Below are 24,867 nucleotides of genomic sequence, written 5' to 3'. Positions count from 1 at the left end.
GTTGCCGGCCATCCCGTTGAGAGATAATCTCACCATCCGCACACAAAGGATCACGCGGAGAGAATTGCGGTTGACGTCGCCTCGCCTTCACGGGCGAGACTGCCCCTCATGCCAAGCGGGGGCGCCAGGGCGTCGATCGACCTCAGTTCCACAACCATCGCCGTCACCGTCAGCCAGCAGGCCGTTCGGGTTCCGATCCTCATCGACGGTCGGCTCGTCATGCCACCGGGCGTCGCCATCGGCCCTGCGGGTCAGCTCTACGTCGGCCTCGACACCACGGCCGCGAGGTCCCTCCCGGCGGGCCACCGATTCGTTGACGATCCAGCCGACCTGCTCGGCAAGCCCACCCCTGCCCCCGATGCGGCACAACCCGACCCCGTCGATCTTCTCGCAGCTGTCCTGCGGCATGTCAGCCACCATGCGGCCAACCAGATCGGCCAGCCGATCGCTGAGCTCACCGTGACCGTTCCACCGAGCTGGGGACCACGCCGCTGCGGACAAGTCGGCGAGGCGGCAAACCGAGCGGGACTACCGTCTCCCGCCCTGGTCACCGCGCCCGCCGCCCTCGCCGCATACGCCACGACGCTCGGCCTCACCCTGCCCCAGGGCTCCTGCGTACTCGTCTGTCAGGCGGACCGCCATCCGGCAACCGTCACCGTCCTGCAGATGGTCGGCGACGGCTACCGGGAGTTGGCAACACAGCAGCTCGACGGCACACACGACCTCGACCACCTGATCACCCAACGCGTCGTGCACACGGCGACAACCGACAACGACCCACTCCGAGCGGCGATCAACCAACCTTCGGATACCAACGTGGATGGCCGCCTCGCCCTGCTGGAGTCCGTCCGCACCGCCAGGAATCTGCTCACGGCACAGGATCGCGCACCGATCCTGCTGCCCGCACCCCGACAGCCCGCGGTCATCACCCGCGAGGACGTCACGATCGCCGCGCAGCCCCTCCTCGATCAGGTCCCCGACGCAGTCAACGAACTTCTCGACGCAGCTGACGTCGACAGGGAGCACCTCGCCGCAGTCATCCTGAGGCCAGCCCCCGCCCTGCCCGCGCTGACGGACCGGCTCACGCAAGCCACCGGCGCCACCCCCGCCCTCATCGACCACCCCCACGCTCTCGCCGACGGCGCCCTGAACCTCACCACCCACCAAACCGGAGCCAGGGCCGCCGCAGCACGGCTGCCCCGCGTCCGACTCCGCATCAGCGACCTCACCGGCGCCCTCCTGATCGGCGCATGCTCCCTGGCCCTGCTGCTCCAAGCCATCCTCACCGCCGACATCACCACCGTCCTCACCTACGTCGTCGGCGCCCGCACCTCCCTACCGCAACTCGGCGCCGCCGGCGCGCTGGCCATGCTCACCGCCTTCGCCGTAGCGCACCTGGCACCCACCACCTGGCTCGCCGCAACACCCACCGCGTCAACACCCGAACCCACCACGGGCAGCCTTATCCGGCGGGGATACCTCGCTGCTGCCGTCGGCGGTGCCATCGCCGCCGCCCTCTACGGACTCGCGACCGGCACCGCCGTCGAGCTCGACTACAACCCCTACCTGAAATGGACCCTCGGTGCCGCCATACCCCTCACCGTCTGCGCCGCCCTCATCGCCGCCACCGCATCCCGAATCGCCGCCGACGCGCTGCCCACCTGGCTCGCCCTGACCCGCCCCGCCGTCACGCACGCGATCATCGCCGCCATCGGCATCTTCCTCATGCGCGCGGCACTCACCCTCACCACCCCCATCGACCTGACCGGCATGCCCGGCCTCGCCGGCAGCCTTGGAGCAGCCCTCCTCGGCGCGGCCACCGCTCTGACCGCCAGCCGTTGCCGCATGCTGCGCACCATCACCGCACCAGGGCTGGCCATCGGCTACGCTCTCGTCTTCAGCTACGACACCAGCAGCGCCCTGATCGTCGGCTACCTCGTCGCCCTCACCTGGTGGGGCCTCCGGCTCACCGCCCAAACCCTGCGACTTGCCTTCCCCGCCGTAGGAACAGCGCTGCACCGCCTCGTCGATCGCTCCAGCGGCTGAAAGCTGACGGAAGCGACGAAGGCCCAGGTCCAGGACACGGGAATACCCGGTCCGACGAGGCTGGTTGCGATCGGGACAGCCGAGAGCACCTCCAGGCTCGTAGCATTTTTTCGCCTCTGGCCAAGAGGCGATAATCGCGGCGGGACTCGCTGATGCTCCTCGCCCGGCATCCCCCTCGATGCAGGGCACGGCACCGCGAAGAACTGCTTTCACCGGCTGTGGGGTCTGGCTGGTAAGGCCTTGAGCGGCCGGGTGGTGTGCTCGGTGCGGTCGTTGTGCTGGTGGTCGGACAGCAGGCCGCGATGGCGCGGATGGTGACGTCGTTGGTCGCAGCTTCGTCGTCGGCCAACTCGCGGCATGCCCTCGTCGCCACCGCCGCACCCCACTTGATCAGCTGCGATGCCACAGCGTGATATCGCTGCTGGTGGCAACCACGAGCGTGCGTCCGGAGACTGAGAAGCCGGCGGCGCGAAGCTCCGAGTAGTCGGAGTGGAAGATGTGCCACCAGTGCGTACCAGCCGTGCCGCGATAGATGTCGCCGTTGATGGACAGCACGACGCGCTCGTTGGGCCAGTCCGGTGCTACAACATCGACCGTCCAGCCGTCCTCCGTGATGGTGTGAAGTCCGCCGCCGTATAGTCCGGCGATACGAACGCGCGTATCGGCCAGCGGGCCGAACCCTGGACACGACAGGTCCGTCCCCATCGGGATGCAGAGGTCCGGATCAGGATTCCGATCGCGGGCGATCTTCGCGCCGGTGGATGGATCGAACAGACCGCGACCGTCGTGTGATACGACCATGAGGATGTCGGCGCCGCTCGCCGGATCTGCTGCGAAGCCGACGCCCAGCAGCCCGCCCACAGGTATGTACGTGTGTGGCGTAGGCAGCGCAAGCCACGGAGCAGGTGCAGGCATGACCGGGGCGCCGAGGAACCGGTCACGTAGCTGCTGCTGATACTCACGCATCACGGCTTCTCGTCTCGTGGAGTCAGTCTTCGTCTGCTGCCAGTACTACGACCAGCACCCCCGCCGCCCGTGCCGACGATGAGGGCGTCCATGGTGTGCCTGGTGACCGGTCTCCACCAGCCCAGATCGGTGTTCGTCCACCAGCGGGTCCCGTGCCCGAGCAACGTGATGAGCTTCTCGAACACGTCCTGGGCCTTGTCGACCGGGTAGCGGCCCCGCACGCCATAGGCCAGCGTCCGCGACGTCATCCCCCTCAGGACGGCGAGCGCCGCGTCCTGACCCACCTCCGCCAGGCACACCGCCAGCTCCTCAGCATTTTGAGGCGCCTGGGGCGAACCACCGAACGAACTGGCCGAGTCGATGACACCACAATCGGCCAGGAACGCGAACACGCCCGCGAAAGGGTCCTCGCCACCGGCGAGGCCGATCAAGGTCCACAAATGCTCGTTGCCGTAGGGTCCTGGTAGTCCGGCCAGGAGTTGCTGAACCTCGCAAGCCGCTCAGACGCGTTCAACGCCGGTCACCCTGTCGGGCCGGAACTCGTGGACGACCTCGATCAGCCCGACGATGTGCTGGTTGAACTCGTCGAGCTCCTCGGCGGGCACCCACAGCTCAAGGATGTCACGCCCGCCGACCTGTCGGATCGGGTAACGGGAGGCGAACACACGGTCGACCGCGAACCGGGTGACGTAACCGACGCCGGAGGCGGACACGTTCCAGTCCCGGGCGATCATGATCGCGTACTGCTCATTCAGGACCGGATAGAAGATCGGCTGGTCAGGTAGCCGCGGCGGCCATGCCTTCCAGCCGGAAGCGCGCACCAGGTCGAGCTCCTCGGGGCCGGTCGGCCGCCACAGGGTCATCGTCTCGGCCACAGCGACCCTCCTTCCCTGGCCGGCGCAGAGTACCGGCTGGCCCACGACGTGGAACAGCCGGTTTCCGTCTTCAGCGTCGCACCAGCCTGTCGAAGCCGAACTGCCGGGCGGCTGCCGCGCTGCCGCCGGTCAGGCACTGCTGGTGGCGCACCGAAGTCATCGTGAGAGGGCAACGCCAGTGCGAGCCGGCGGCGCAGGTCCTCCGCGTGTGGGCCGGCCACCTCGATGCCCTCGAGGGTGAGGTCGACTGGCCAACCGGCGTCGCGTCTGACGGGCACCAGATGCTCAAGATATTCGGCAAGCATGCGGGTCGTGTAACCGTCCCATAGCGCATCGGTGCGGCGCGTAGTCCCTTGCGGGGAGCATGTTCTTCTGCCACTACCGCCGGGCGCGGTGGCTCAGCGAGGCACAGTTCGCCGCGTACGAGCGGCATCAGGCACTCGCGGGCTCAGCGCACAATCTCTACGGTCGCTTGGCCTTCGAGGCGTTCGAGTTCCTTGAGGGTGGCGTTGTAGGTGCCCAGGTGGAGGGTTTGATCGGAATACCCGATGCCGTCGGTGTTGTAGTAGAAGCCGATGTTGCCCCACGGAATGAAATAGATGAGATGGCCGTTACTACGCCCCGACACAGGGACTCGTCCTGCACTACGGAACAGTTGGCCGGTGGCCCGGCCTGGTACGGATGGGGCGCTTCACCTACGACCTGAACGCACTCCGCGACATGCCGGACGGATCACACGTTCAGATCGCAGCGGCTCCCACCCGCACCTCCGGCGACGCTTTTGCCGGCGCGGTCTAGCTCACCAGCACCGCTTCGGCATCGCGGCCCGTCGCGACCGCGCGTTGCTTCCTCAACAGGATCGTGAGCGGCAGGAAGTGAAGCGCGGCGACGCAGGTGCCCACCAGCACCGGTCCGGTGGCGCCGAGTGCGGACTCCAGCGCGAACCCGGCGATCCACGGCCCGACCGCAGTGCCGAGATTGAACGACGACGTGCTCAGCGCCGAAGCGAACGTGGACGCGTGATCGGCATAACGGACCGCCATGTTGATCAGGATCGGGTTGGTCGACATCCCGAACAGGCCGAGCAGGACGATGACAACGATCATTACGGGCTCTTCACTATGCAAAGTGTCGTCGGTGACGCTGATGCGCCGATTGTCGTCGAACCTGCGCAGAAACCAGATCTACAAGGCGTTCCGGGAGGTCGGGGCGTGATGTGGACCGTGGCGCTACTGCGGTTCCTCGCCGATTCGGGGCTGCGGGCACGGGGTGACCGGCGGCCGGACGCTCGTCCGAAATCGGAGCCGGTCAATGCCGGCGACAGCGCGACTGGACCATCCCGGCGCGCGATGCCGGCGGGGCATCGGCGATGCTGTGGACGTGGAGTACGTGTCCAGAGTGCCGCGACCGCCGCTGGACGGGCTGATCGACGACCTTTACTGCCTGGAGGGTGCGCCGCCGTACGCCCGGCTGACGCTGCCGCCGATGCCGGCGGCGTTGCTCATCGTCAACCTCGGGGCGCCGTTCCGCATCCGCGCGGGCACGGACATCGAGACGGCCAAATACGCCGACGGCTGCGTGGTCACCACGCCCACCCGCGCGTTGGAGTTCGGCTACCCACTCCGGACCCGGTCCGTCGGCGTGCACTTCAAGCCGTGGGGGCTGGCGCCGTTCCTGCCGATGCCCGCGGCCGAGCTGTGCGACCGGCCGGTGACGGTAGAGCAGGTTTGGGGCCGGCCCGCCACTGCTGAGCTGCGAGACCGGCTGGCCACGGCGGACGGACCGCACGAGATGCTGACGCTGCTCGAGGAAGAGCTAACACGACGGCTGTGCGAGACCGCCGGCCTGGGACTGGTCCGCCATACGAGCAGCGTCATCGCGGCGACCAGCGGGGCGGTGGCGATCGGCGACCTGAGGGTGGCAGCCGGTGTCAGCAGCACTCATCTGGCACAGCGGTTCAAGGAGCTCATCGGCGTCACGCCGAAGCGGCTGGCCCGCACCTACCGCTTCGCCGCCACCGTGTTCGCGATCAACCCCGCCGAACCGATCGACTGGGGCGACCTCGCCGGTCGCGCAAGCTACTTCGACCAGGCCCACTTCGGCCACGAGTTCCGGGCGTTCACCGGGCTCACGCCGACCCGGTACGTCGAAGTACGGCGGCGGTTCCTGCGCGAACATCCCGGTCACGCGCTGGACGGATGGCCGTTGCCGGCCGATTGATTTCTTACAAGAGCGACAGCTCACGGCACGCTAATTTGGGGGCACCCCAGAGCAGAGGAGCGCCCCATGGGCAAGGTGGTCATGTACAGCTCGGTGTCGGTGGACGGCTTCGTCGCGGACGAGAACGACCAGCCCGGACCGCTGTTCGACTGGTTGTCCAGCGGTGACGTCCCGTTGGACGAGAGCGGCGAGGTAAAGGTGTCGCAGACGTCCTACGACTACACCCGGCCGTACTGGGACCAGATCGGGGCGACAATCGTCGGCCGCCACGTCTTCGACATGACGGACGGCTGGGATGGGAAGCCTCCGGGCGGGATCGACCACGTGGTCGTCGTGACGCACCGGCCGGAGCCCGAGGGCTGGGACCCCGAGGCGCCGTTTCACTTCGTCGACGGCGTCGAGGCAGCCGTGGCCAAGGCGCAGGAGCTTGCGGGTGACCGCATAGTCGAGGTCGCCGCTGGCGAGGTCGGTGGCCAGGTGCTTGCCGCGGGCCTGATCGACGAGGTGCGCATGGACGTCGTACCCGTCGTGTTCGGGTCCGGCAAGCGCTACTTCGGGTCGGTCCACGCGCAGCACCTGCTGGAGGATCCCGACGTGGTGATTCAGGGCAACCGGGTGCTTCACCTGCGCTATCGGGTGCGCCGTTGACCGATCTGAGCGGGGTCCACTGCGAACGGTGACACAAGATTGGGCCTCCGGCTGCGTTTGCGCATCGCTGTCCCTGGTCGGGCAGCCGACGCCGATCCGCCCAGCACCTCACCTGCGGCAAGTTCAAATCAAGATCACTGGTTGCCGGTTTCCGTCGTATCTTTGGCCGACCCTCAGGAAGAGCGGCTCTTCACCAATGCAGGGTGTAGTCGGGGTCTGAATCCGCCTGTCTCGAGAGCTCGGGCTGATCGAGCCGATGGGGTGCATCCGGCACACCGCGGTCACGGTTACGGCCGAGCGATCACGGTGGCCGCGGCGCGCGCACTCCAGGAGTTGGGTTCGTCCAGCGTGGTCGTGTGCACCCCGAGCTCCAACGTCGGCGCCGTCGCCACCTACCAGGCGGCCGGCTGAAGCAGTTGCCCGAGAGACGGGACCTGTACCGCGACGATTCCTGAGGCTTTCGGCGTGGGGTCGTGGGTGGAGCGGATTCCGGGCTGGGCAGCTCTACCGACACAGCACTAGCCCTCCCGCGCCCACGGCCGCAGCTTCTCCGGGTTGCGGACCGCCCAGATCCGGGTGACGCGCCCGTCGGCGACGTCGAACGAGGCTACGGTCACGACGACGCCGGCATGCTGGGCCACCAGGCCCGGCACACCGTTGACCGACCGCTCCAGGAGTTCGAGCCCCGGAGCCTTGTCGGCAATGGCGACCAGGTACTGGGCGATGCGCGCGCCACCCTCGACCGGGCGCAGGACGGTGCCGACCATGCCGCCGCCGTCGGCGGTCATCACGGCAGCCGGGTTGAGGAGACCGACGAGGGCTGCGACGTCCTTGGCCTCCCATGCTTTTTTGACGTGCCTCACCACGTCGGCCTGGCCGGTCGCCGTCACCCGACCGCGCGCGACGCTCACCCGCCGCCGGGCGGAGGCCGCCAGCTGCTTGCAGGCCGCAGGGGTCCGGTCAAGAACGTCGGCGATCTCGGCGAACGGGTACCGGAAGACCTCGTGCAGGACGAACGCCACCCGCTCGGCGGGCGTCATCGACTCCAGGACGACGAGGAAGGCCATGGCCACCGACTCGTCCAGAACGATCTGGTCGGCGGGGTCTGCACGGCCGGTGGGGTCGGTGCCGCCTGCGTGGTCCCACTCGGTGCGGTCGGGCAGCGGCTCGGGCAGCCACGCGCCGACATAGCGTTCACGGCGGGCCCGCGCCGAGCCGAGCAGGTCCAGGCAGATGCGGCTGGTCACCGTCGTCAGCCAGGCGCCCGGGGACAGGATCTCCTCCTGCCGGCTTCGCGGCAGCCCGTACCAGCGTGCGTAGGCATCCTGTACGGCGTCCTCGGCCTCGGTCACCGAACCGAGCAACCGGTAGGCGACATTGATCAGTTGACGCCGCTCGCCGACGATCTCGTCTGCGCTGGTCGCGACAGTCCCCATGCTTCCGGCCGCCCCTCGCCTTACCTTTTGCAGGCCCGCGTCGTCGGACTGGTGAGACCTTATCGACCTACTGCCCGAGGGCGGAAAAGGGGACTGTGACATGGCCACTCAGGTGACGGCGAACGCACAACGCGGTTCCTCGTTCCTGCAGATCGCGATCGCCCTGCAGACCCTGACCATCTTCATTCAGGCGGTCTCCGCCGGACTGCTGCTGACCTCGTCCTACGGAGAGACGCTGCACAGTGTCGGAGCCCGTGTGATGTACGGGGCGTCGATGCTGTACGTGCTCGCGGCGGTGCTGGCGTGGAAGCCGGGCGGCAGCTCCCCCCGGCCTGTCTGGCACGCGTCAGGATTCCTCGTACTCGCCTCGGTCCAGGTCGTGCTGGGCATCGCGCACGTCCCGTCGGTCCATCTTCCCCTGGGTGTGGTGATGTTCGGTCTGAGTGTGCTGGCGCTGGCCCGGCGCTGAGGTCCGATACGGGCCTTAACCAAGGAACGCGTTGACCAGCGCGGTCTCTCAGGCCCCGGTGCCGGGTGAAGGCGGCAGTTCGACGGCTCCCCCGGCCCGACCTGTCACCGACCGCCGGGTGCCCGCCCCAGGGCCCGCGCCGCATTGTCGGTGGCCACCTGCCGGGCGTAGTCAGCGCCCCGGTGTGCCACCGTGGCGGACGGAGCGTCGGTGCCCATCGGGAACGGCCAGTCGCTGCCGAGCACCAGCCGGTCCGCGCCGAAGACCGACACCGCCAGGTCGACCACCTGCGGATCGTGGGCCAGATTGTCGACGTAGAGGGCGCGCACCGCCTCGGCCGGGGTGGGCGACAGCACGGGTACGCCCGGTCGGGTGGTGGTGTGACCGCGCTCCCAGCGCCCGACCACCGCCGGCACGCAGCCGCCACAGTGCACCAGCACGAACCGGATTCCCGGGTGCCCGCCGAGCACCCCACCGAAGACGAGCTGGGCCACTGCCACCGTCGTCTCGACCGGGTTGCCCAGCAGGTTGGCCAGGTAGTAGGGCTCCAGGCGGGGGTCCGCCGAGTGCGCGGGGTGCAGTTGCACGGTGCGCCGGTCCGCGTCGAGACGCTGCCACAGGGGGTGCAGCGGCGGACCGTCGAGCGGCCCGGCGTCTCCGCCGGCGGCGCCCACCACCCCGGCCCAGCGGTCGTCGGTGGCGATCCGGTCGTACTCGGCGAGGGCCACTTCGGGATGTTCGAACGGCAGGTACGCCAGCGGGGTGAGCCGGGGCCGGTCGGCGACCACGGCGAGCAGGCCGTCGTTGACCGCACGGACCCACGCCGCCGCCTCCGGTCCGGACAGCCGCTGGCGGTAGAAGGGCGGCGGCACGCTGACGATCGCCTCGTCCAGCCCTGCCTGGTCCAGGTGGTTCTCGAGCCGGTCCGGGTGGTACAGGTCGGGCGGGCCGACCCGTTTGCCGCCGAGAACGGCGGCGCCGTCACCGTCGACCGCCACCCCTGGCAGGTCGGCCGGGCGCAGGTCGGGGGCGAGGTGGGCGTGCATGTCGATGCCAGGCAACGGGGCTTCCTAACGGTTGGCCCGACCGGCGGTCACGACGGGACGCGCCGACGGTACGGGATGGTGGCTGGCGTGGCCGCTGACTCGGCGGCGGACAGTCCGTCGGGGCGGAGGTGCCCCGACGGTTGGAGGGCGGCGCCACTACCGGCGGACGCGGTGGCGCCGGCGGTCAGCTTCCGGTACGCGCGTGTCCCGGCGCCCGGGCGGCGGGCACTGCTGCGGCGTCGGTGTTCATCTTGCCGATCACCCGATCGGCCGCGTTCTGGATGTGGATCTGCACGGCGGTCACCGCCGCCGCCACGTCCCCCGCGACGCACGCGTCGAGGATGGCCCGGTGCTCGCGGACCCGCTCCTCGTTCTGCCCCGTCGGGGTGACCGTTGCGAACCGGTACCGCTCGCTGTTCTCCCAGACCGGCTCCAGACCGCGCAGCAGCCAACGCGATCCGGCCGCCCGGTAGATGGTGAAGTGGAACTCGGTGTGTGCGCGGCGGGCAGCGGTGGCGTCGCCGGCCGCGGACGCGGCGAGGTGCTCGTCGAGTGCCGCCTCGGCACGCCGGGCGTCCTGGGCGGTGAACCGGGTCGCCGCCCGTTCGATCAGTGCCGTCTCCATGGCGATCCGGGTCTCATGGGTGTCGACCGCGTCCTCGACGGTCAGCGGCATGACCCAGGCGCCCTTGTGCTGGACCACCTCGACCAGGCCGAGCGCGGCCAACCGTCGGATCGACTCGCGGACCGGGCTCATGCTCATGCCGAGCAGGTCGGCCATCTCGTTGAGCCGTAGCGGGGTGCCGGCCGGCAGCCGGCCGGTGAGGATCGCCTCGTGCAGGACCGCGGTCGCCGAGTCGGCGAGGGTGCGGTGCTGTCCGTCGGCTCCACCGGCACCGGCCCGACCGTCGTCGTTGGCGTCGCTCAGGACGGATCGACGATGCGTTGTTGCCACGGTTTGCCTCCGGATAGCGCCGCTGGTGGATGCCGTGCGGTCCCTTCTCGCGGGACATGATCCATGTTCATGGGTGCTCGGGTGATCCCACCAACGCATCAGGGCCCTGGAAATGGTACCAATTTCGTCGCTGTGGAATGGTGCGGGTCGGCGCCGCGCTGCGCCGACCCGCACCCGTCGCGGGGTCAGTGCAGCTTCGTCAGTCGCACCCGGTTGCGCAGCTCACCGAGTGCTTCCACCCGGGTCACCACCAGGTCCCCGTCGTTCAGGAACACCTGTGGGTCACGGGCGTTTCCGATGCCGCTCGGCGTACCGGTGAGCACCACGTCGCCGGCCCGCAGGGTCATCCCCCAACTCAGTTCCGCGATGATGCGGGCGAATGGGAAGGCCATCTGCCCGGTCGACGCGTCCTGGAGCAGCACGCCGTTCACCTCGCACTGGATGCGCAGGTTCGCCGGGTCCGGCACCTCGTCCACGGTCGTCAGCCACGGCCCGAGCGGCATGGTGGCGTCGATGCTCTTGCCCTTGAGCCACTGGCCGCCGTGCGCGCGTTGCAGGTCGCGCTGCGACACGTCGTTGGCCACGCAGAACGCCGCCACGTACGACAGCGCGTCCGCCTCGCTCACCGAACGGCAGTCCGCACCGATGACCAGCGCCACCTCCGCCTCGTAGTCCCACTTGGCGGAGAGTTGCGGGTCGTAGGCGACGTCGTCGTACGGGCCGACGACCGTGTCCGGGCCCTTGGTGAAGAAGGTCGGGTGCTTGGGCCGTTCCGCGGGGTCCTGCCCTTCCCGCTTGCCGCGCGACTCCTCGAAGTGGTCCCAGTAGTTCCAACCGGTGCAGAGGATGTCCCGGTTGAACCGGCGCAGCGGCGCGTCGAGCCGGACCTCGGCCAACGGCACGGTGGTGACCTGCCGCGCGGCGGCGCGGACGGCCTCCAGCGCGTCCGCGCCACCACGAATCGCCTCGTCGAGTTCGCCCAGCTCGGCGGGGAGCACGGCGACGGTGTCGCCGTCCACCACCCCGATCCGCCGGCCGGTCTCGGTGAGAACGCTGGCGAGCTTCATCAGGCGTCCCGCTCGTCGTCGATCACGCCGATCGCGTTGATCTCGATCAGGTAGTCCTTGTTCACGAACTTGGAGACCTCCACCATCGTCGAGGCCGGCGGCTCACCGGTGAAGTACTGCCGACGCACCTCGTGGATGGCGTGGAAGTCCTCCATGTTGCGGACGTAGACATCCACCCGCACGATGTCCTCCAGCGACCCGCCGGCAGCCGTCATCGCGGCGCGCAGGTTCTGGCAGACCTGGTGCGTCTGGGCGGCGATGTCGCCGACGCCGGTGACCCCGCCCTCGCGGTTGCGGGCGGTCATGCCGGACACGAACACCATCCGGCCCCGCGCCCTGATCTGGGTGGCCTGGGCGAAGTGGCCGTTCGGGGCGGCCAGCTCGGGGGAAACAATCTGCTGCTTGGGCATCGTTATCTTCTCTTCTTCGAGGTGGAGCTAGCGGGCGTCCGCCGGGTCGGTGTACCACTCCGGCTGGGTCGGGTAGTGCGGCCCGTCGTAGATCTCCAGCAGGACGCTCTCTTCTTCGGCGAGCGTGGGCCCGTGCAGGCTGCCCTTGGGGTTCCAGTAGAAGGAGCCCGGGGTGAGGGTGAGCCCGGTGGGCACGTAGGTGTACCGGCCGCTGAGGCAGAACATGAACTGGTTGGACGCGTGTGAGTGGCGCAGCGGGATGCCGGCGCCCTTGCGGAACCGGACCAGCGAGATGGACGCCTCGGTCTCCTCGTTGCGCCACAGCGCCTTGTGGGAGAGGCCAGCCAGCGTCTTGTCCGCCCAGTCCAGCTCGTCGGTCTGGAGCAGGATCTCGCGGAAGCGGGCCAGCACCAGACCGTCCGGGCCGGGTACCAGTTCCTCCCGGGACCGGTCGGCCGCCTCGCCGCCGTAGTTCGACGGTTCGGAGAGGTTGTTGGCCCACTCCTGCGGGTCGACGCCGGCCGGCACCGGCGGGGCCGGTACGAGCGGCTGGTCGCTCATCGCTCGCCCTGACCGGACACGAGGTTCTCCCCCAGGCACTTCAGCTCGACGAGCCGGCTGCGGTACCGGGTGGTGCCGTTGTTGGTGAGCATGTGGATCTCCCCCGGCTCGCGGTAGACCACCCCGCCGATGTCCTCGTGCACCAGGCGGGGGTCGCCACCGGCGAGCGCGTCGATCCGGTTGTCGGCGGCTTCCAGCGCGATCACCAGGTACGGGTTGAGGTGGTGGTGCCAGGGCTGCTGCTCGCCGGGCGCCAGGCTGATCTCCCAGACCCGCACCTGGTCGTTCTCGAAGACCACCTGCTGGCCGACGGCACCGAGCTCGACCTGGGTTCCGTCCGGGGCGGTCGCGTGACCGTAGTTACTCATTGTCATCCCTTTCGCAGACGAGGGTGTTGTCGGACCGGGTCACGGGCGGTGGGCAGCCGGTGATCCGGGCGTAGAGCTGGGCGGCCGTGTCGACGCCGGAGACGGGGTCGAACGGGACGATCGCCGCCACGTGCCCGTCCGGGCGGACCAGCACCAGTGTGTCGTTGTCGACCCCGAAGCGGCGCCGCACCCGGTCTCCCGGGTCGAACAGCGCCCGGTCCCGCAGCCCGGAGTCGTGCGGCGCGTCCCACCGGCTCACCACGTAGTGCCGCAGCGCGGGCGACTCCTGGGGCGGCAGTGCCGGGACCCGGCGCGGGTCGGTGAAGTAAAGCGCCACGAAGGCGTCGGCGGCCAGGTCGTGCAGGTGCACCGTGCCGGACTGACCGAACAGCGGCAGGTCGGGGCTGCGCGCCCCGGCCAGCACCGGCAGCGGCTCGTCACCGGCGGCGACCATCGACCAGTCGCCCGTGCCGCTCACGTCGAGGCGTACGCCGAGCATGGCGCGGGTGAACGCGTTGCCCCAGTTGCCGGCGGTCATCACCCCCGGGTCGTCCGCACGGCGGGCCATGTAGGCCCGCGCCGCCGCGGCCATCGCCGCGGAGCCCTTGGTGGCGACCGGTTCCTGCTCGACCTGGTAACCGTCGAGCAGGCTCGGCTCGGCCCAGCCGCGCAGCACCCAGGCCATCCGCCAGGGCAGGTTGGAGGCGTCCAGGACACCGGTGTTCAGGCCCAGCGCCCACATCGGGGTGATCAGGTGCGCGGCGTCGCCGAGCAGGAAGACCCGCCCGTCCTGCCACCGGTCGGCCACCCGCTGGTGCACGTTGTAGATGTTGGTGCCGACGATCTCCAGGGTCTTGGTGTCCCCGATGAACCGGCGTGCCTTGTCGGCCAGTTCCTCCCGGTCCGGCTCGGCCTGCCCGGCCGGCAGCGGGTAGAGGAATCGCCAGCAGTGCGGCTGGCGGACCAGGATCATCCACTCCTGGGGATCACCGAAGTAGGCCAGGTACGGGTAGTCGCGCGGGTTCTCCACGTCCAGGTCGACCTTCAGGTCGACCAGCATGTAACGCTCCTGGTACGTCTCGCCCTCGACCCGCGCGCCGATCTGGTCCCGGACGGCGGACCGACCGCCGTCGCAGCCCAGCAGGTACCGCACCGGAACCGTCCGCTCCCCCTCGGCGGTGCGCAGCCGCAGGTCCACCCGGTCCGGGTGCTGGACGAAGTCGAGCAGCCGGTGTCCCATGTGCAGCGCGCCGGGGGCGGTGGCGTCGAGCCGCTGCCGCAGGATCGGCTCCAGCTCGTGCTGCGGGATGTTGATGACGAACGGGAAGCGGGTGTCCTCGGTGAGGTCCCCGGTCCGGACGCTGAGGGTCTGGGTGTTCGTGGCCCGGTCCAGCTCGCCGATCTCGTCGATGCGCAGCGACCCGGCCAGCACGTCGTTCAGGGCGCCGTACCGGTGCAGCACCTCCAGGGTGCGGGTGAGGACGGTGCCGGCCTTGGTGTCCAGCGACAGCCGCTCGTCCTCCTCGAAGATGACCACCGGCACGCCGTAGTGGGCCAGGCCCAGCGCGGTGACCAGGCCGACCGGCCCGGCGCCCACGATGCCCACCGGCAACTGCTCGGTCGTGCTGCTCATTGTGCTTCGCTCCTCGGGTACGCCCGGTCACGGGTGAGGGTGGATCCGGTCATGGTCGCGGCGGGCGAGAGCAGGAACATCAGCGGGCCGACCACGTCGGCCGGTGTGCCGATGCCGGTGGCCCGCGCCCAGTGCTCCCGTTCACCACCGGTCGGGTTGGCCTGCTGGAACTGCGGGGTGTCCACCACTCCGGGGAAGACGGTGTTCACCCGGATCCGGTGCTCGGCGACCTCGGCGGCGAGCGACTTGGCGAAGGCGATCAACGCACCCTTGCTCGCCGCGTAGGCCGACGCCTGCGCCCGGCCGGCGGTGGCCAGGCCCGAGGCGAAGACCAGGATCGCGCCCGAGCGGCGGGCGATCATGTCCGGCAGGACCGCCTGCGCGCACCAGACCACCCCGTCGAGGTTCACCGCCAGCGTGCGGCGCCACTGCTCGGGGTCCATGTCGACCACGTCGCACCGCGGCTGCACCGCCGCTCCGGCCACCAGGGCGTCGATCCGCCCGTGCTCGGCGAGCACCCGGGTGACCGCGGCGTGCACCGCGTCCCGGTCGGACACGTCCACCCGGTGCTCGTGCACCCGCCCGCTGGGGTGCGGCTGGCCCGAAGCCACGTCGAACACGACGGCCGTGCCCCCCGCGTCCGCGTACGCGTGGGCGAGGGCGGCGCCGATCCCGTTGGCGCCGCCGGTGACCACGAGCACCTCGCCGGTGGCGTCGAAACTGGCCTGCATGACTTCCTTCCTCCTTCGTCGACCGGGGTCAGCCGGCGCTGGCCGGTGACGGGAGCGGCACGCCCAGCCCGGCGGCGACCTCCGCCAGTCCCGCGAAGACCGACGGCTGGAGCGCGACACCGTCGCGCGATGCCCGGTCGTACCGGCCGGCTTCGATGTCACCGGGCAGGTGGACCTGCTCCGTGCCGGGCGCCAGCGCGGAGCCGAGCACCTGGTCGGCCAGGTCGTCGACCCGGCGGGCGATCTCCTCCGCGTCCTCGGCGAACGCCTCGGCGTCCAGGGCGAGGAAGAAGTGCGCGCAGTCGTTGGGCACCGAGACGTCGGCGTAGAGGCCCTGGACGCCCCGGCCGTACGCCCCGCCGGACAGCACCCCGGTCAGTACGTCGATCATGAGCGCGAGACCGTATCCCTTGTGGGCGCCGGACGGCAACAACAGTCCCTTGAGCGCGGCGGCCGGATCGGTGGTGGGCCGCCCCTGCGCGTCGGTCGCCCAGCTCGCGGGGATCTCGCGGCCCTCACCGGCAGCCAGCCGGATCTTGCCGAGCGCGGCCTCGGAGAGCGCCACGTCGAGGATCACCGGCTTGCCGCCCGCGCGGGGTACGCCCACCGCGAGCGGGTTGTTGCCGACCACCGCCGAGGCGCCACCCGGGGCGGGCATCAGCGGGCGGGTGTTGGCCGCCGCGATGCCGACGCAGCCGCTGTTCGCGGCGAGGTCCACGTAGCGGAACGCCCCGCCGAAGTGGAACGCCCGGCGGACGGTGACCACGCCGACGCCGTACGTCTGCGCCTTCGTCACCGCCAGCCGCATCGCCTGGTCACCGGTGAGCTGCCCCAGCGCGTGGCCGGCGTCGAGCACCGCGATGGCGCCCTTGTCCCGGACCACCTCGGCCCGCTCGGCCCGGCTGACCGAGCCGGCCCTGATCCGGTCCACGTACATCGGCAGCAGCATCACCCCGTGCGAGGAGATTCCCCGCATGTCGGCGTCCACGAGGGAGCCGGCGACCAGGCCGGCCGCCTGCTCGGAGAAACCCAGTGCGCCGAAGACCGAGGCGACAGCGTCGGTGAGCCACCGGACCGGGACCGTCGGCGGGAAGTCCGGCGCGCTCATGACCGGTCCGCCCACGGTACGAAGAACCGCTCGACTGCGGCGAGCAGGTAGAACAGCACGACACTCAGCACCCCGAGCAGGATCATCGCGGCGAAGGCCAACGCGGTGTCGGCGCTGGCGCCGGAGGCGACGATCGCGTAGCCCAGCCCCTCGGTGGCACCGACGAACTCGGCGATCACCGCGCCGATGACGGCGAGGGTGATGGCGAGCTTGAGACCGACGAAGAGCTGCGGGACGGCGGCCGGCATCCGGATCATGCGGAACGTCTGCCACCAGTTGGTCTTCAGCGACCGGCCCAGCTCCACCAGGTCGGCCGGGGTGGAGCTGAGTCCGGCGGCGGTGGAGATGACGATCGGGAAGAAGCAGACCAGGAAGACCAGGAAGACCTTGGGGAACTGGCCGAAGCCCATCCACACCACCAGCAGCGGCGCGACGGCCACCTTCGGTACGGCGTTGAGCATCAGCAGCAGCGGGTAGACGGTCCGTTCCAGCATCCGCGAGGCGGTGACGATCAGCGCCAGCGGCACCCCGACCGCGATGGCCAGCAGGAAGCCCAGCAGCGTCTCCCAGAGGGTGACCAGGGTGTTGTCCCACAGGTAGGCGGACTCCTCGACCATGGTCTGCGCCACCTGCACCGGGGACGGCAGGATGAAGCTCTCCACCTCGAAGACGACCGTGATCGCCCACCACAGGGCGGTGGCGCCCACGACGCCGAGCACGGGCGGGAGTTGCTGCGCCCAGCGGCCTGCGGCGCGTGGCTTGTCGCGGCCGGTACGGCGGGTTTCGGTGACCGTCACCGTGCCACCTCCTCGGGGGTCATGAGCAGGTCGTGCAGCTGGGCGCGCAGCACGCCGAGTTCGGCCGAGTGGCCGTCGCGTCCCAGCGAACGCGGGCGGGCGATGTCGATCCCCACGATCTGCCGCAGCCGGCCCGGTCGCGGGCTGAGTACGACGACCCGGTCGGCAAGCAGCACGGCCTCGTCGACCGAGTGCGTCACGAAGAGCACCGTCGAGGCGTGCTTCATCTGGAGGCGCTGGAGTTCGACCGTGAGGTCGGCGCGGGTGAGCGCGTCGAGCGCGGAGAACGGCTCGTCCATCAGCAGCACCCGCGGCTGCTGGATGAGGGCCCGGCACAGCGAGACCCGCTGCTGCATGCCGCCGGAGAGTTCGTGCGGCAGGCGCTTCTCGAAGCCGTTCAGCCCGACCAGGTCGAGCAGTTCGTGTGCGCGTGCCCGGGCGTCCCGGCGGTCCTGCTTGAACACCTCGGTCGGCAGCAGCACGTTGTCGATGACCGACCGCCACGGCAGCAGGGCCGGGCGCTGGAACATGAAGCCGATGTCCCGCCGTGGCCCCCGGATCGGGGTGCCGGCGACGGTTATCTCGCCCGAGGTGGCCGCCTGGAGGCCCGCCACCAGCCGCAGCAGGCTGGACTTACCGCACCCGGACCGCCCGACGATCGCCACGAACTCGCCGTCGGCGACCTCCAGCGACACATCACGCAGGGCCTCCACGTCACCGGCCCGGGTGCGGTAGATCTGCGAAACGTTACGAATTCCGATCATGGTTCGCCCCTCGCGGTGCGCGCCGCAACCAGCCGCGCGCACCGCCGTCGAAGAGGAAGTTATGACTTTGCGATGTCGTAGACGCCGATGTCTTCGGCGTTCGGCGTCGACTTGAGGGTGCCGGTGCCGGCGAGGAGCTTGATCATCGCCTCCACCCGCTCCCGGGTCAGCTTTCCGGCCGGCCCGCCGTCACCCAGGACGTACGGCCGCATCTCGGTGAGTTCGGCGGCGGCGACCTTCTCGTCGGCCGTCCGGTCGTGCTTCTTGAGCAACTGGGCGGCTTCCTCGGGGTGCTCCACCGCGTAGAGCAGGCCCTTGACCAGCGCTGCCGTGAACTTCTCGACCTCCGCGCGGTTGCTTTCCAGCTTCGCGGCGGAGACCAGCAGGCCGTTGCCGTACAGGTCGGGAAGCTTGTCCGCGTACGGCAGCATGGTGACGGTCTTGCCACCGGCCGCCTTCTCCAGCAGCGGCTTGCCGGCGGCGAACTGACCGATCGCGTCCACCGAGCCGGCGGCGAGCAACTGCGGGAGCGACTGCGGCGAGGACGGGACGAACTTCACCGACTTCGGGTCGATGCCGGCCGCCTTGGCGTACGCCGGGAAAATGATCATGTTGGTGGAGCCGGAGCTGTCCGCGATGCTGGCGCCGGGCAGCTTCTCCGGCGAGTCGATCGCCTTGTCCAGCGAGGCGATGCCGGCCATCGACCGCTGGTGGATGGCGGCCACCACGCGCACCGGCATCTTCTCGTTGGCCAGCGTGGTGATGACCCCGGAGAGGTCGCCCGGGCCGTAGTCGGCCTGCCCCGACCCGATCAGCTTCATGACATCGACGGTGCCGGTGCCGGGCTTGATGGTGACGTTGAGCCCGGCCTCCTTGAAGTAGCCCTTCTCCAGGGCGACGTATGCGTACGCGTCCCGACCGAACGTCCCGAAGGAGGTCAGGTAGGTGACGGAAGCGGCATCGGGGGAATCGGCCTTCTCCGAATCACCACAGCCGGCGACGGTGAGTGTGAGAGCCGCTGCGGCGACGGCCGCGACGAGACGGGTGCGAGCTGACATGAGACCTCCTGCATCGGCGGGATTTATCAAATGTCAAACTTCCCGACTCGTCAAGACCTCGTTTTGGCAACACCGCCCCCTCCGGCGGTCCCGACCCGGCGACCGCACCCCCGCCCAGGCCCATTGACCTGGCAGTACGCCCCGCCGACCGCCAGCGGCGACCACAGTCGACACTGCAAGGTCGCTTACGCGCCGACAGCGTGCACGTCGCCGCTCGGCTCGGCTCGGCTGTACGATGCCGGTACCCGGGCCGCTCGAAGGCCTCGATGTGGGACATCGTCAGCGCGGCGCCCTCGTCGGCGATGGCACTGGTCGGTTTCGGCCTGGACTCGTTCATCGAGGTGTCCAGCGCGGCCGTGCTTATCTGGCAGTGTCGCTGCTGGCTGCCGTGAAACCGCTGACCGCCGTGCTGGTGCTGCCGCCGGGCACCGCGGTCGCGGCCAGCGCCGCAGGTGCCCTGCTCCACGCCAGGCAACCGCTGCTGGTTGCCGCAGCTCCTCCCGGACGGGCGCCTCGCGGCAAAGGCGTACGGCCGACCGACTGGCGGCGGCCGAGGCACCTATGCCTCGTTCCCCGTGCCCGACAGGCCCGAGCTGGTGGCCCTGGTCGACAAGGCTGCCAACCAGGCCAGCGCGCTGTGGGCCGCTCACCGCGGTCTCAGCTGAAGGGCCGACTGCTGTGACGCGGGCGGCGCATCGACTCACCAATCTCGTAGACGCACCGGCCGCGGCGGACGCGGGCTGAACCGCGCCGAGCACGCTCCCTCAGCCGCGGAGCCGTGCGCCTAACCTTGGTGCGTAGTCCGAGAACGGGAAGGATCAGGGCGGGCGAAAGCTTCCGTCGCCGCCCCATCCGCGACGTGGCGGCCACAAGGGCGTGTCCTGTCGATCTTGGTAGCCGTTGGGCAGGCCATGTGGGTAGGGTGCTCGCCATGATCGAGGACGCTGCATGCCGTTGACCAACCCGTGGCTGACCGGGCCCACGCCGGCGAGGCGGCTCGATCGTGAACGGCTTGAAGAGCGCATTCTCAACCTACTGTCGTCGCAGAACATGTGCGTGCTCGCGACCACGGGTCCGGACGGGCCGCTGGCCACCCCGGTGCGGTACTACCCGCTCGGCTTCGCGGTGCTCTTCACCGCCGCGCCGCGTTCGCCGAAGATGCGCAACATCGCTACCGATCCGCGCGTGTCCGTCGGGATCTTCGCGCCGCTGGTCGGGCTGGCCAGCAGTCGCGGGGCTCAACTGTTCGGAACTGCCAGGGTGCTTGATCCGGGGCATCCGGACCGTGCGCACTATTGGGAGGCGTTCCGATGGGAGAACGAGCACGCCGAGCGAGGGCGACCCCTGTCCGAGCCGCCCGAGGACACACTCGTGGTCGTTGAGGCAGAGCGGGTTGTCTATACCGAGCACTGGCTGCGACGTGAAGGGTTCGCACCCCGGCAATTCTGGCGTCGCTGAAGATGCCTCTTCAGGCCGAAAAATCACGCAAGCCAGATGATGGCGGCGATGAGGACAAGGCTGGCCTGGTAGAGGGATGCCCGTTTGGCGTAGCGGGTGGCCAGGTCACGCCACTGCTTGAGCCGGTTAATGCAGCGCTCCACGACGTTGCGCTTGCGGTAGACCTCCTTGTCGAAGTCCGGTGGCCGTCCGCCGGCGCTGCCCTTGGCGGACCGGCAGGCGACCTGGTCGGAGCGTTCCGGGATGACGTGCCGGATCCCGCGCGATCGCAGGGTTCGGCAGGTGGAGTCGTGGGCGTAGCCCCTGTCCGCGACCAGCACGTCGGGGCGTTTGCGGGGCCGTCCGGGTCCGGGTTCGTTGACGCGGATCGCGTCCAGCAGCGCGAGGAGTTGGGGGTTGTCGCCGGCCTGGCCGGGGGTGAGCAGGATCGACAACGGCCGGCCGCGCCCGTCGACCGCCAAGTGGATCTTCGTACTCTCAGTCCGCCTCGGGACCGGCCGATCGCCTCGCCATCCTGCGCACCAGGCGTCGCCGGACAGGTTGGGGAGCCCCCTTCTTACGGGCGCCAGCGGCATGCTGATGCGCCCGCACGATCGACGAGTCGATGCTGATCGTCCATTGCACCGGTGTGCCGTCGTCATAACCTGCGCCGCGGCCAGGATCCGATCCCACGTCCCGTCCGCGGTCCACCGGCGCAGTCGTTCGTGGCAGGTCTTCCAAGGCCCGAACCGTTCCGGCAGGTCACGCCACGGCGCACCCGTGCGCAGTTTCCACCAAGATCCCGTTGATGACCTGCCGGTGATCCCGCCACCGCCCCCGAGCACCACCCGGCTCGGGAAGCAGCGGCGCGATCACCGCCCACGCCTCATCGGTCAGTTCGCCACGACGTACCACCGGCGCATCGTCAACGATCAACCACTACAAGATCGGCAGGACACGCCCAAGGCTCACCAACTTGATTAGGGATCTTGGGTGATTCTAGATTGATGGTGTGGGATTTCTTCGATTCGCGGAGTCCGCGAAGCGTCTGGGTGTTCACCCGGTGACGTTTCGTCTTTGGGCTGGGTCGGGGAGGGTTCCGGTGTCGTGGTTCGGCCGTGGGCGCCGGTTTTCTGCGATCGGTGTCGAGGTGGTAGGCCGGTGAGCGGGAAGCTGCCGCTGGCCGAAGGCGAGACGTCCCGCACGGCGTGCGCCCCCACCTTTGTGCGTGGGGGTGTGGACGAGAAGACCGGTGAGGTGCTGTCCCAGGTCGCGGTTGCGCAGCGGGTCGGCTGGTGTGCCGATCTGGTGGCGGGAATGGTGGGCGCTCTGATCAGCGAGCATTTGAATGCCGCGGATGTGGGGGTGTTGGCCGGCGGGGTGGATGCGGGTGGCCGGAGGTTGCCGTCGCATGCGTGGATGGCGTTGCGGCGGCTGGGCTGGACGGTCACCGTCCCGGAGGGTGTGATCGTCAACGACCGGGTCGTGCGGATGGCGCAGGAGCAGGCGGGGCGTGTTCTGCGTTCGGTGGGGTGGCGTGCCGGTGTGACCGCGGGGGTGTTGGCGACGTGGCCGGCCGATCCACGTCAGCGCACTCCCGCCGAGTGGGAGCAGGTTCGGGCGTCGATCCCTGGCGGGGAGCATCTGCCGTCCAGCATCATCAAGTCCCGCACCCGGCAGGCCGCCACGTTCCTCAGGGCCACCGGTCACTTGCCGGTGGATGTGTTCGAGCTTGAAGGCGTCCCGAAGGTCCCGCGGATGCTGCTGCTGGCCGCGTGTGACCGGCAGCAGGCCACCATCGAGCGTTGCGAGGCCGACCCGGCCAGGGCGCTGCTGCGCGTGCAGTTGCCCACCCGTGCGGATCCGCGGGCGTATCGGGACTGGACGTGGGTCGCCTGCCCGATCATCCTGCCGCCCACGGTTCCCGTCTCGGCGGTGCTGCACCTGCCCACCCTCCGCGTCACCGGCCGACAGGTGTGCGCCGATATGGCATACACCCATGCCGTGCCGAAGGCCCAGCCCACCGGTCATATGGTGGCGCTCGGCGTGGACTGGGGCCTCAACACACTCCTCAGCGCGGGAGCCCTACGGCTACAGAAGGATGGGCGGATCACGGCGTTGGGGGCTGGTGGCCAGTTCCGGGCCGCCGGAGTCCTCGCCAAACAGCACCGCCTCCGACGCCTGTCAGAACGGCTGCACGCCAAGGACGACCAGTACCTGCGGCTGACCGGCGGCCACCCCGACGAGCACCTGGAAGCGAAACACGAGGCGCTGCGCGCCGAGATCCGGCACGTGTCCGACCGCCGCTCACACCTCAACAGCGCCCTCGCGTGGGCCGCCGCCCGCTGGACCGTCGACCAGGCGATCGCCGCCAAGGCGAGCGTCATCTATGTGGAAGACCTGCGTTCGATGGAAGCCAAGGGCATGGGCCGCACCCGCAACACGCGCCTGTCCCAACAGGTACGCGGAAAGATCACCGACCGCATCCGGCACCTTGCCGCCGAGACCGGTATCGCCGTGGTCACCGTCCCCGCCCGCAACACCTCCAAACACTGCCCGCAATGCCTGACCCCGCTGCAACACCGCAAAGCCCCCGACAAGCCCACCCTGGCGGGATGGAAGTGGGCCATCTGCCCCAACACGGGCGGCTGCGGCTGGCAGGGCGACCGCGACAACGGCGCCTGGCGCCGCATCGCCGCCCGCGGCCTCACCCACCAAGCCACGACCATCACCGACAAGGCCAGCGGGCAGATGGTGATCCGCGCGGTCGTGGACAAACTCGAAACCACAGCCGTCGTCACCCCACCCACCAAAAGCAGCCGCCGGGACCGGTCGAAGACCGGCCCCACCCGGCACAAGCCACCACGCCCCGCGCCCAGGCGACGCAGGGCACCCTCCCCCACCCGGCCCCACAGCCAGGCGGGCAAGCGTCCGGAGGGACACGCACCAACGGACCGGCTGAAGCTGCCCCGCGCAGCCCACCGACACCAGGGCGTGAACACGACCAGCACAACACCCACCACCGGCCACCGGCCACGAGGAGCCGCCCTGGGCGCAGGATTCCACCTCCACGCCCACGCCTCCCCACCACAGTGGGAAACGATCCCGGAAACCCAATCCGACACAGGATCGCTAAGCTGACCAGAGACGCTGCACATCGAGAAGCGCGAGCACTCCGCCCGCGGGATGATCGAACACCTCGCCGCCGGTAGACCCCGGATGACGCCCGGAGACCTCAGTCCCCGGTAGAACCGGCAGCCTCGACGATCGAGACGGGAGTGCCAAGTTCGACGGTACGGGAGACGGTGCAGAGCCGGTCGTGCGACTGCTGCAGCGACCGAGGCAGCGCCTCGCGCGCCCTGTCGCCGTCCGCGCCCACCGGGAACGTCACGGTGAACGCGACCGTGAGGTTCTCCATCCGGTTTCCCCCGGTCTCGTCCCGGATCTTGTCGCCAGTGACTTCGACGCAGAACTGAGTCGGTTCGGCGCGGCGGCTGGTGATGTGGTCCACATCTATCGCGGTGCAGCCGCCGATAGCCGCCAAGAGCAGTTCCACCGGCGTGAAGCTGCCGTCCTCGCCCGTGCCCATCGACATCGATCCGCCGCGGACATTCCGCACGACGTACTGCCCCACGCTGGTGCGCTCGATCTCCACCGAGCGGACGGTGTCCTCACCCATGGCAGGCACTCTATCCAGGCATCCTGGTCCCCGAGCCGCCGGGCCTGACCGGCGATGGTTCGCCGCGCGGGAAGGCGACTGGCCAGGTGCCGTCCGGCATCATCTCGGGGTGCACGTCCAAGGCGACCGCGCCCGCACCGCCAGGGAGACGGTCCGCGATTTCACCCCCGAGTGGTCCACCGCCCCCCGCTCCAAGCCCATCACGTAGTGCTCTGGCCCCGGGTGGTCAGTCGTGCTCGGGGATGCCGGCCACCCGGTGCGACGCGGCGTGCGTAACCTCGGTTACGAGTCGACGCACATGACCTCCCCGGGCGCGGTACAACGCACGCCGGCCGTTGCGCCGCACCGTGACCAGTCCTGCCAGCCGCAACTTGCCCAGGTGCTGCGACACCGCCGGCCGCGCCACTCCCAGCGCCGTCACCAGCGCGGTCACGTCGTGCTCCCCGTCGACGAGCAGCCACATCAACCGCAGCCGTGTGCCGTCCGCGAGCATCCGCAACATCTCCGTTGCTGCCTCGACGTGGCTGTCGGCAGGGAGGCGTTGTTGCAGGTCACTGGCACCTGCATCATTGTCGCGTGCGTACATGAGCACA

At 69.7% G+C, this 24,867-nt stretch carries 32 protein-coding genes and 1 pseudogene; 10 read left to right on the top strand and 23 right to left on the bottom strand.

What is annotated here, in order from left to right; translation table 11 throughout:
* Positions 1-87: 87 nt before the first annotated feature.
* Positions 88-408, bottom strand: coding sequence for a hypothetical protein (locus tag ACZ6O2_RS29850; RefSeq protein WP_466025195.1), 321 nt, complete (start codon positions 406-408; stop codon positions 88-90).
* On the opposite strand from ACZ6O2_RS29850, the gene ACZ6O2_RS29845 reads away from it, so the two are divergent.
* Positions 331-2,046, top strand: a complete 1,716-nt coding sequence (locus tag ACZ6O2_RS29845) for an Hsp70 family protein (RefSeq protein ID WP_466025194.1) — start codon at positions 331-333, stop codon at positions 2,044-2,046. The two genes, ACZ6O2_RS29850 and ACZ6O2_RS29845, sit on opposite strands and share 78 nt — an antisense overlap.
* Before the next feature lie 390 nt (positions 2,047-2,436).
* Here the strand turns inward: ACZ6O2_RS29845 and ACZ6O2_RS29840 are convergent, their stop codons facing one another.
* The 4 genes from ACZ6O2_RS29840 to ACZ6O2_RS29825 form a co-directional block, all read right to left on the bottom strand.
* Entirely contained in the window at positions 2,437-3,012 is a 576-nt protein-coding gene (locus ACZ6O2_RS29840; RefSeq protein WP_466025186.1) for a hypothetical protein, read from the bottom strand.
* Positions 3,012-3,443, bottom strand: a complete 432-nt coding sequence (locus ACZ6O2_RS29835; protein ID WP_466025185.1) for a hypothetical protein — start codon at positions 3,441-3,443, stop codon at positions 3,012-3,014. The genes ACZ6O2_RS29840 and ACZ6O2_RS29835 overlap by 1 nt, the downstream gene beginning before the upstream one ends.
* A gap of 69 nt (positions 3,444-3,512) precedes the next feature.
* Entirely contained in the window at positions 3,513-3,887 is a 375-nt protein-coding gene (locus ACZ6O2_RS29830; protein ID WP_466025184.1) for an ADP-ribosylation/crystallin J1, read from the bottom strand.
* A 448-nt stretch (positions 3,888-4,335) separates the two neighbouring features.
* Positions 4,336-4,515: a cyclophilin-like fold protein gene (locus tag ACZ6O2_RS29825; RefSeq protein ID WP_350712611.1), complete on the bottom strand. Its 180-nt coding sequence runs from the start codon at positions 4,513-4,515 to the stop codon at positions 4,336-4,338.
* An 11-nt stretch (positions 4,516-4,526) separates the two neighbouring features.
* On the opposite strand from ACZ6O2_RS29825, the gene ACZ6O2_RS29820 reads away from it, so the two are divergent.
* Positions 4,527-4,685, top strand: coding sequence for a hypothetical protein (locus tag ACZ6O2_RS29820; protein ID WP_466025193.1), 159 nt, complete (start codon positions 4,527-4,529; stop codon positions 4,683-4,685).
* Here the strand turns inward: ACZ6O2_RS29820 and ACZ6O2_RS29815 are convergent.
* Entirely contained in the window at positions 4,682-4,993 is a 312-nt protein-coding gene (locus ACZ6O2_RS29815; protein ID WP_466025183.1) for a hypothetical protein, read from the bottom strand. The genes ACZ6O2_RS29820 and ACZ6O2_RS29815 overlap by 4 nt on opposite strands.
* A gap of 19 nt (positions 4,994-5,012) precedes the next feature.
* Between ACZ6O2_RS29815 and ACZ6O2_RS29810 the strand changes: the two are divergent.
* From ACZ6O2_RS29810 to ACZ6O2_RS29795, 4 genes and pseudogenes are all read left to right on the top strand, one after another.
* Positions 5,013-5,155, top strand: a pseudogene (locus ACZ6O2_RS29810) (Tn3 family transposase); the annotation flags it as partial.
* A 112-nt stretch (positions 5,156-5,267) separates the two neighbouring features.
* Positions 5,268-6,107: a helix-turn-helix domain-containing protein gene (locus tag ACZ6O2_RS29805; protein WP_466025182.1), complete on the top strand. Its 840-nt coding sequence runs from the start codon at positions 5,268-5,270 to the stop codon at positions 6,105-6,107.
* Between the two features lie 66 nt (positions 6,108-6,173).
* The gene (locus tag ACZ6O2_RS29800; protein ID WP_466025181.1) at positions 6,174-6,755 is read left to right on the top strand and encodes a dihydrofolate reductase family protein; all 582 of its coding nucleotides are present in this window, start codon (positions 6,174-6,176) and stop codon (positions 6,753-6,755) included.
* Positions 6,756-7,061: 306 nt separating this feature from the next.
* Entirely contained in the window at positions 7,062-7,166 is a 105-nt protein-coding gene (locus ACZ6O2_RS29795) for a hypothetical protein (RefSeq protein WP_466025180.1), read from the top strand.
* A 107-nt stretch (positions 7,167-7,273) separates the two neighbouring features.
* On the opposite strand, the gene sigJ is transcribed toward ACZ6O2_RS29795, so the two are convergent.
* A complete protein-coding gene (gene sigJ, locus ACZ6O2_RS29790; protein WP_466025179.1) occupies positions 7,274-8,191 on the bottom strand; it encodes an RNA polymerase sigma factor SigJ in 918 nt (305 codons plus the stop codon).
* A 100-nt stretch (positions 8,192-8,291) separates the two neighbouring features.
* Between sigJ and ACZ6O2_RS29785 the strand changes: the two genes are divergently transcribed.
* Complete coding sequence (locus tag ACZ6O2_RS29785) at positions 8,292-8,660, top strand: hypothetical protein (protein WP_466025178.1); 369 nt, start codon at positions 8,292-8,294, stop codon at positions 8,658-8,660.
* 104 nt (positions 8,661-8,764) lie between these two features.
* Here ACZ6O2_RS29785 and ACZ6O2_RS29780 read toward each other — a convergent pair whose 3' ends face one another.
* The 12 genes from ACZ6O2_RS29780 to ACZ6O2_RS29725 form a co-directional block, all read right to left on the bottom strand.
* A complete protein-coding gene (locus tag ACZ6O2_RS29780) occupies positions 8,765-9,721 on the bottom strand; it encodes an amidohydrolase family protein (RefSeq protein WP_350712644.1) in 957 nt (318 codons plus the stop codon).
* A gap of 169 nt (positions 9,722-9,890) precedes the next feature.
* The gene (locus ACZ6O2_RS29775; RefSeq protein ID WP_466025177.1) at positions 9,891-10,661 is read right to left on the bottom strand and encodes a GntR family transcriptional regulator; all 771 of its coding nucleotides are present in this window, start codon (positions 10,659-10,661) and stop codon (positions 9,891-9,893) included.
* Positions 10,662-10,846: 185 nt separating this feature from the next.
* Positions 10,847-11,728 carry a fumarylacetoacetate hydrolase family protein gene (locus ACZ6O2_RS29770; protein ID WP_466025176.1) on the bottom strand — a complete coding sequence of 294 codons (882 nt, stop codon included), beginning with the start codon at positions 11,726-11,728 and terminating at the stop codon, positions 10,847-10,849.
* Positions 11,728-12,138, bottom strand: coding sequence for a RidA family protein (locus ACZ6O2_RS29765; RefSeq protein ID WP_466025175.1), 411 nt, complete (start codon positions 12,136-12,138; stop codon positions 11,728-11,730). The genes ACZ6O2_RS29770 and ACZ6O2_RS29765 overlap by 1 nt, the downstream gene beginning before the upstream one ends.
* 27 nt (positions 12,139-12,165) lie before the next feature.
* Positions 12,166-12,699: a cupin domain-containing protein gene (locus ACZ6O2_RS29760; protein WP_350712640.1), complete on the bottom strand. Its 534-nt coding sequence runs from the start codon at positions 12,697-12,699 to the stop codon at positions 12,166-12,168.
* Positions 12,696-13,067: a cupin domain-containing protein gene (locus ACZ6O2_RS29755; RefSeq protein WP_350712639.1), complete on the bottom strand. Its 372-nt coding sequence runs from the start codon at positions 13,065-13,067 to the stop codon at positions 12,696-12,698. The genes ACZ6O2_RS29760 and ACZ6O2_RS29755 overlap by 4 nt, the downstream gene beginning before the upstream one ends.
* Positions 13,060-14,700 carry an FAD-dependent monooxygenase gene (locus tag ACZ6O2_RS29750; protein ID WP_466025174.1) on the bottom strand — a complete coding sequence of 547 codons (1,641 nt, stop codon included), beginning with the start codon at positions 14,698-14,700 and terminating at the stop codon, positions 13,060-13,062. The genes ACZ6O2_RS29755 and ACZ6O2_RS29750 overlap by 8 nt, the downstream gene beginning before the upstream one ends.
* Positions 14,697-15,431 (bottom strand): SDR family NAD(P)-dependent oxidoreductase, encoded by a 735-nt coding sequence (locus ACZ6O2_RS29745; RefSeq protein WP_350712637.1) that lies wholly within the window; start codon positions 15,429-15,431, stop codon positions 14,697-14,699. The genes ACZ6O2_RS29750 and ACZ6O2_RS29745 overlap by 4 nt, the downstream gene beginning before the upstream one ends.
* Positions 15,432-15,459: 28 nt before the next feature.
* The gene (locus tag ACZ6O2_RS29740) at positions 15,460-16,539 is read right to left on the bottom strand and encodes an Ldh family oxidoreductase (protein ID WP_466025173.1); all 1,080 of its coding nucleotides are present in this window, start codon (positions 16,537-16,539) and stop codon (positions 15,460-15,462) included.
* Positions 16,536-17,336 carry an ABC transporter permease gene (locus ACZ6O2_RS29735; protein WP_350712635.1) on the bottom strand — a complete coding sequence of 267 codons (801 nt, stop codon included), beginning with the start codon at positions 17,334-17,336 and terminating at the stop codon, positions 16,536-16,538. Before ACZ6O2_RS29735 ends, ACZ6O2_RS29740 begins: the two co-directional genes overlap by 4 nt.
* Positions 17,333-18,100 (bottom strand): ABC transporter ATP-binding protein, encoded by a 768-nt coding sequence (locus tag ACZ6O2_RS29730; protein WP_350712634.1) that lies wholly within the window; start codon positions 18,098-18,100, stop codon positions 17,333-17,335. The genes ACZ6O2_RS29735 and ACZ6O2_RS29730 overlap by 4 nt, the downstream gene beginning before the upstream one ends.
* 59 nt (positions 18,101-18,159) lie before the next feature.
* Complete coding sequence (locus ACZ6O2_RS29725; RefSeq protein ID WP_357454514.1) at positions 18,160-19,158, bottom strand: ABC transporter substrate-binding protein; 999 nt, start codon at positions 19,156-19,158, stop codon at positions 18,160-18,162.
* Between the two features lie 266 nt (positions 19,159-19,424).
* On the opposite strand from ACZ6O2_RS29725, the gene ACZ6O2_RS29720 reads away from it, so the two are divergent.
* A complete protein-coding gene (locus ACZ6O2_RS29720; protein WP_350712647.1) occupies positions 19,425-19,550 on the top strand; it encodes a hypothetical protein in 126 nt (41 codons plus the stop codon).
* A gap of 556 nt (positions 19,551-20,106) precedes the next feature.
* Positions 20,107-20,616 (top strand): pyridoxamine 5'-phosphate oxidase family protein, encoded by a 510-nt coding sequence (locus ACZ6O2_RS29715; RefSeq protein WP_350712632.1) that lies wholly within the window; start codon positions 20,107-20,109, stop codon positions 20,614-20,616.
* A gap of 23 nt (positions 20,617-20,639) precedes the next feature.
* Here the strand turns inward: ACZ6O2_RS29715 and ACZ6O2_RS29710 are convergent, their stop codons facing one another.
* On the bottom strand, positions 20,640-21,440 hold the full coding sequence (locus ACZ6O2_RS29710) for an IS5 family transposase (protein WP_466025192.1): 801 nt from the start codon (positions 21,438-21,440) through the stop codon (positions 20,640-20,642).
* A complete protein-coding gene (locus tag ACZ6O2_RS29705; RefSeq protein ID WP_466025172.1) occupies positions 21,358-21,531 on the bottom strand; it encodes a transposase in 174 nt (57 codons plus the stop codon). Before ACZ6O2_RS29705 ends, ACZ6O2_RS29710 begins: the two co-directional genes overlap by 83 nt.
* Positions 21,532-21,756: 225 nt before the next feature.
* On the opposite strand from ACZ6O2_RS29705, the gene ACZ6O2_RS29700 reads away from it, so the two are divergent.
* Positions 21,757-23,736 (top strand): zinc ribbon domain-containing protein, encoded by a 1,980-nt coding sequence (locus ACZ6O2_RS29700; protein ID WP_466025171.1) that lies wholly within the window; start codon positions 21,757-21,759, stop codon positions 23,734-23,736.
* 94 nt (positions 23,737-23,830) lie between these two features.
* Here the strand turns inward: ACZ6O2_RS29700 and ACZ6O2_RS29695 are convergent, their stop codons facing one another.
* Together ACZ6O2_RS29695 and ACZ6O2_RS29690 are read right to left on the bottom strand one after the other, a co-directional pair.
* The gene (locus tag ACZ6O2_RS29695; protein WP_350710395.1) at positions 23,831-24,274 is read right to left on the bottom strand and encodes an OsmC family protein; all 444 of its coding nucleotides are present in this window, start codon (positions 24,272-24,274) and stop codon (positions 23,831-23,833) included.
* 226 nt (positions 24,275-24,500) lie between these two features.
* A complete protein-coding gene (locus tag ACZ6O2_RS29690; RefSeq protein WP_466025170.1) occupies positions 24,501-24,860 on the bottom strand; it encodes an ArsR/SmtB family transcription factor in 360 nt (119 codons plus the stop codon).
* Positions 24,861-24,867: the final 7 nt, after the last annotated feature.

The organism is Micromonospora sp. NPDC048040, from assembly GCF_055587185.1.
The sequence above is the reverse complement of the archived record's forward strand: the minus strand, read 5'-3'. Positions and strand labels throughout refer to the sequence as shown.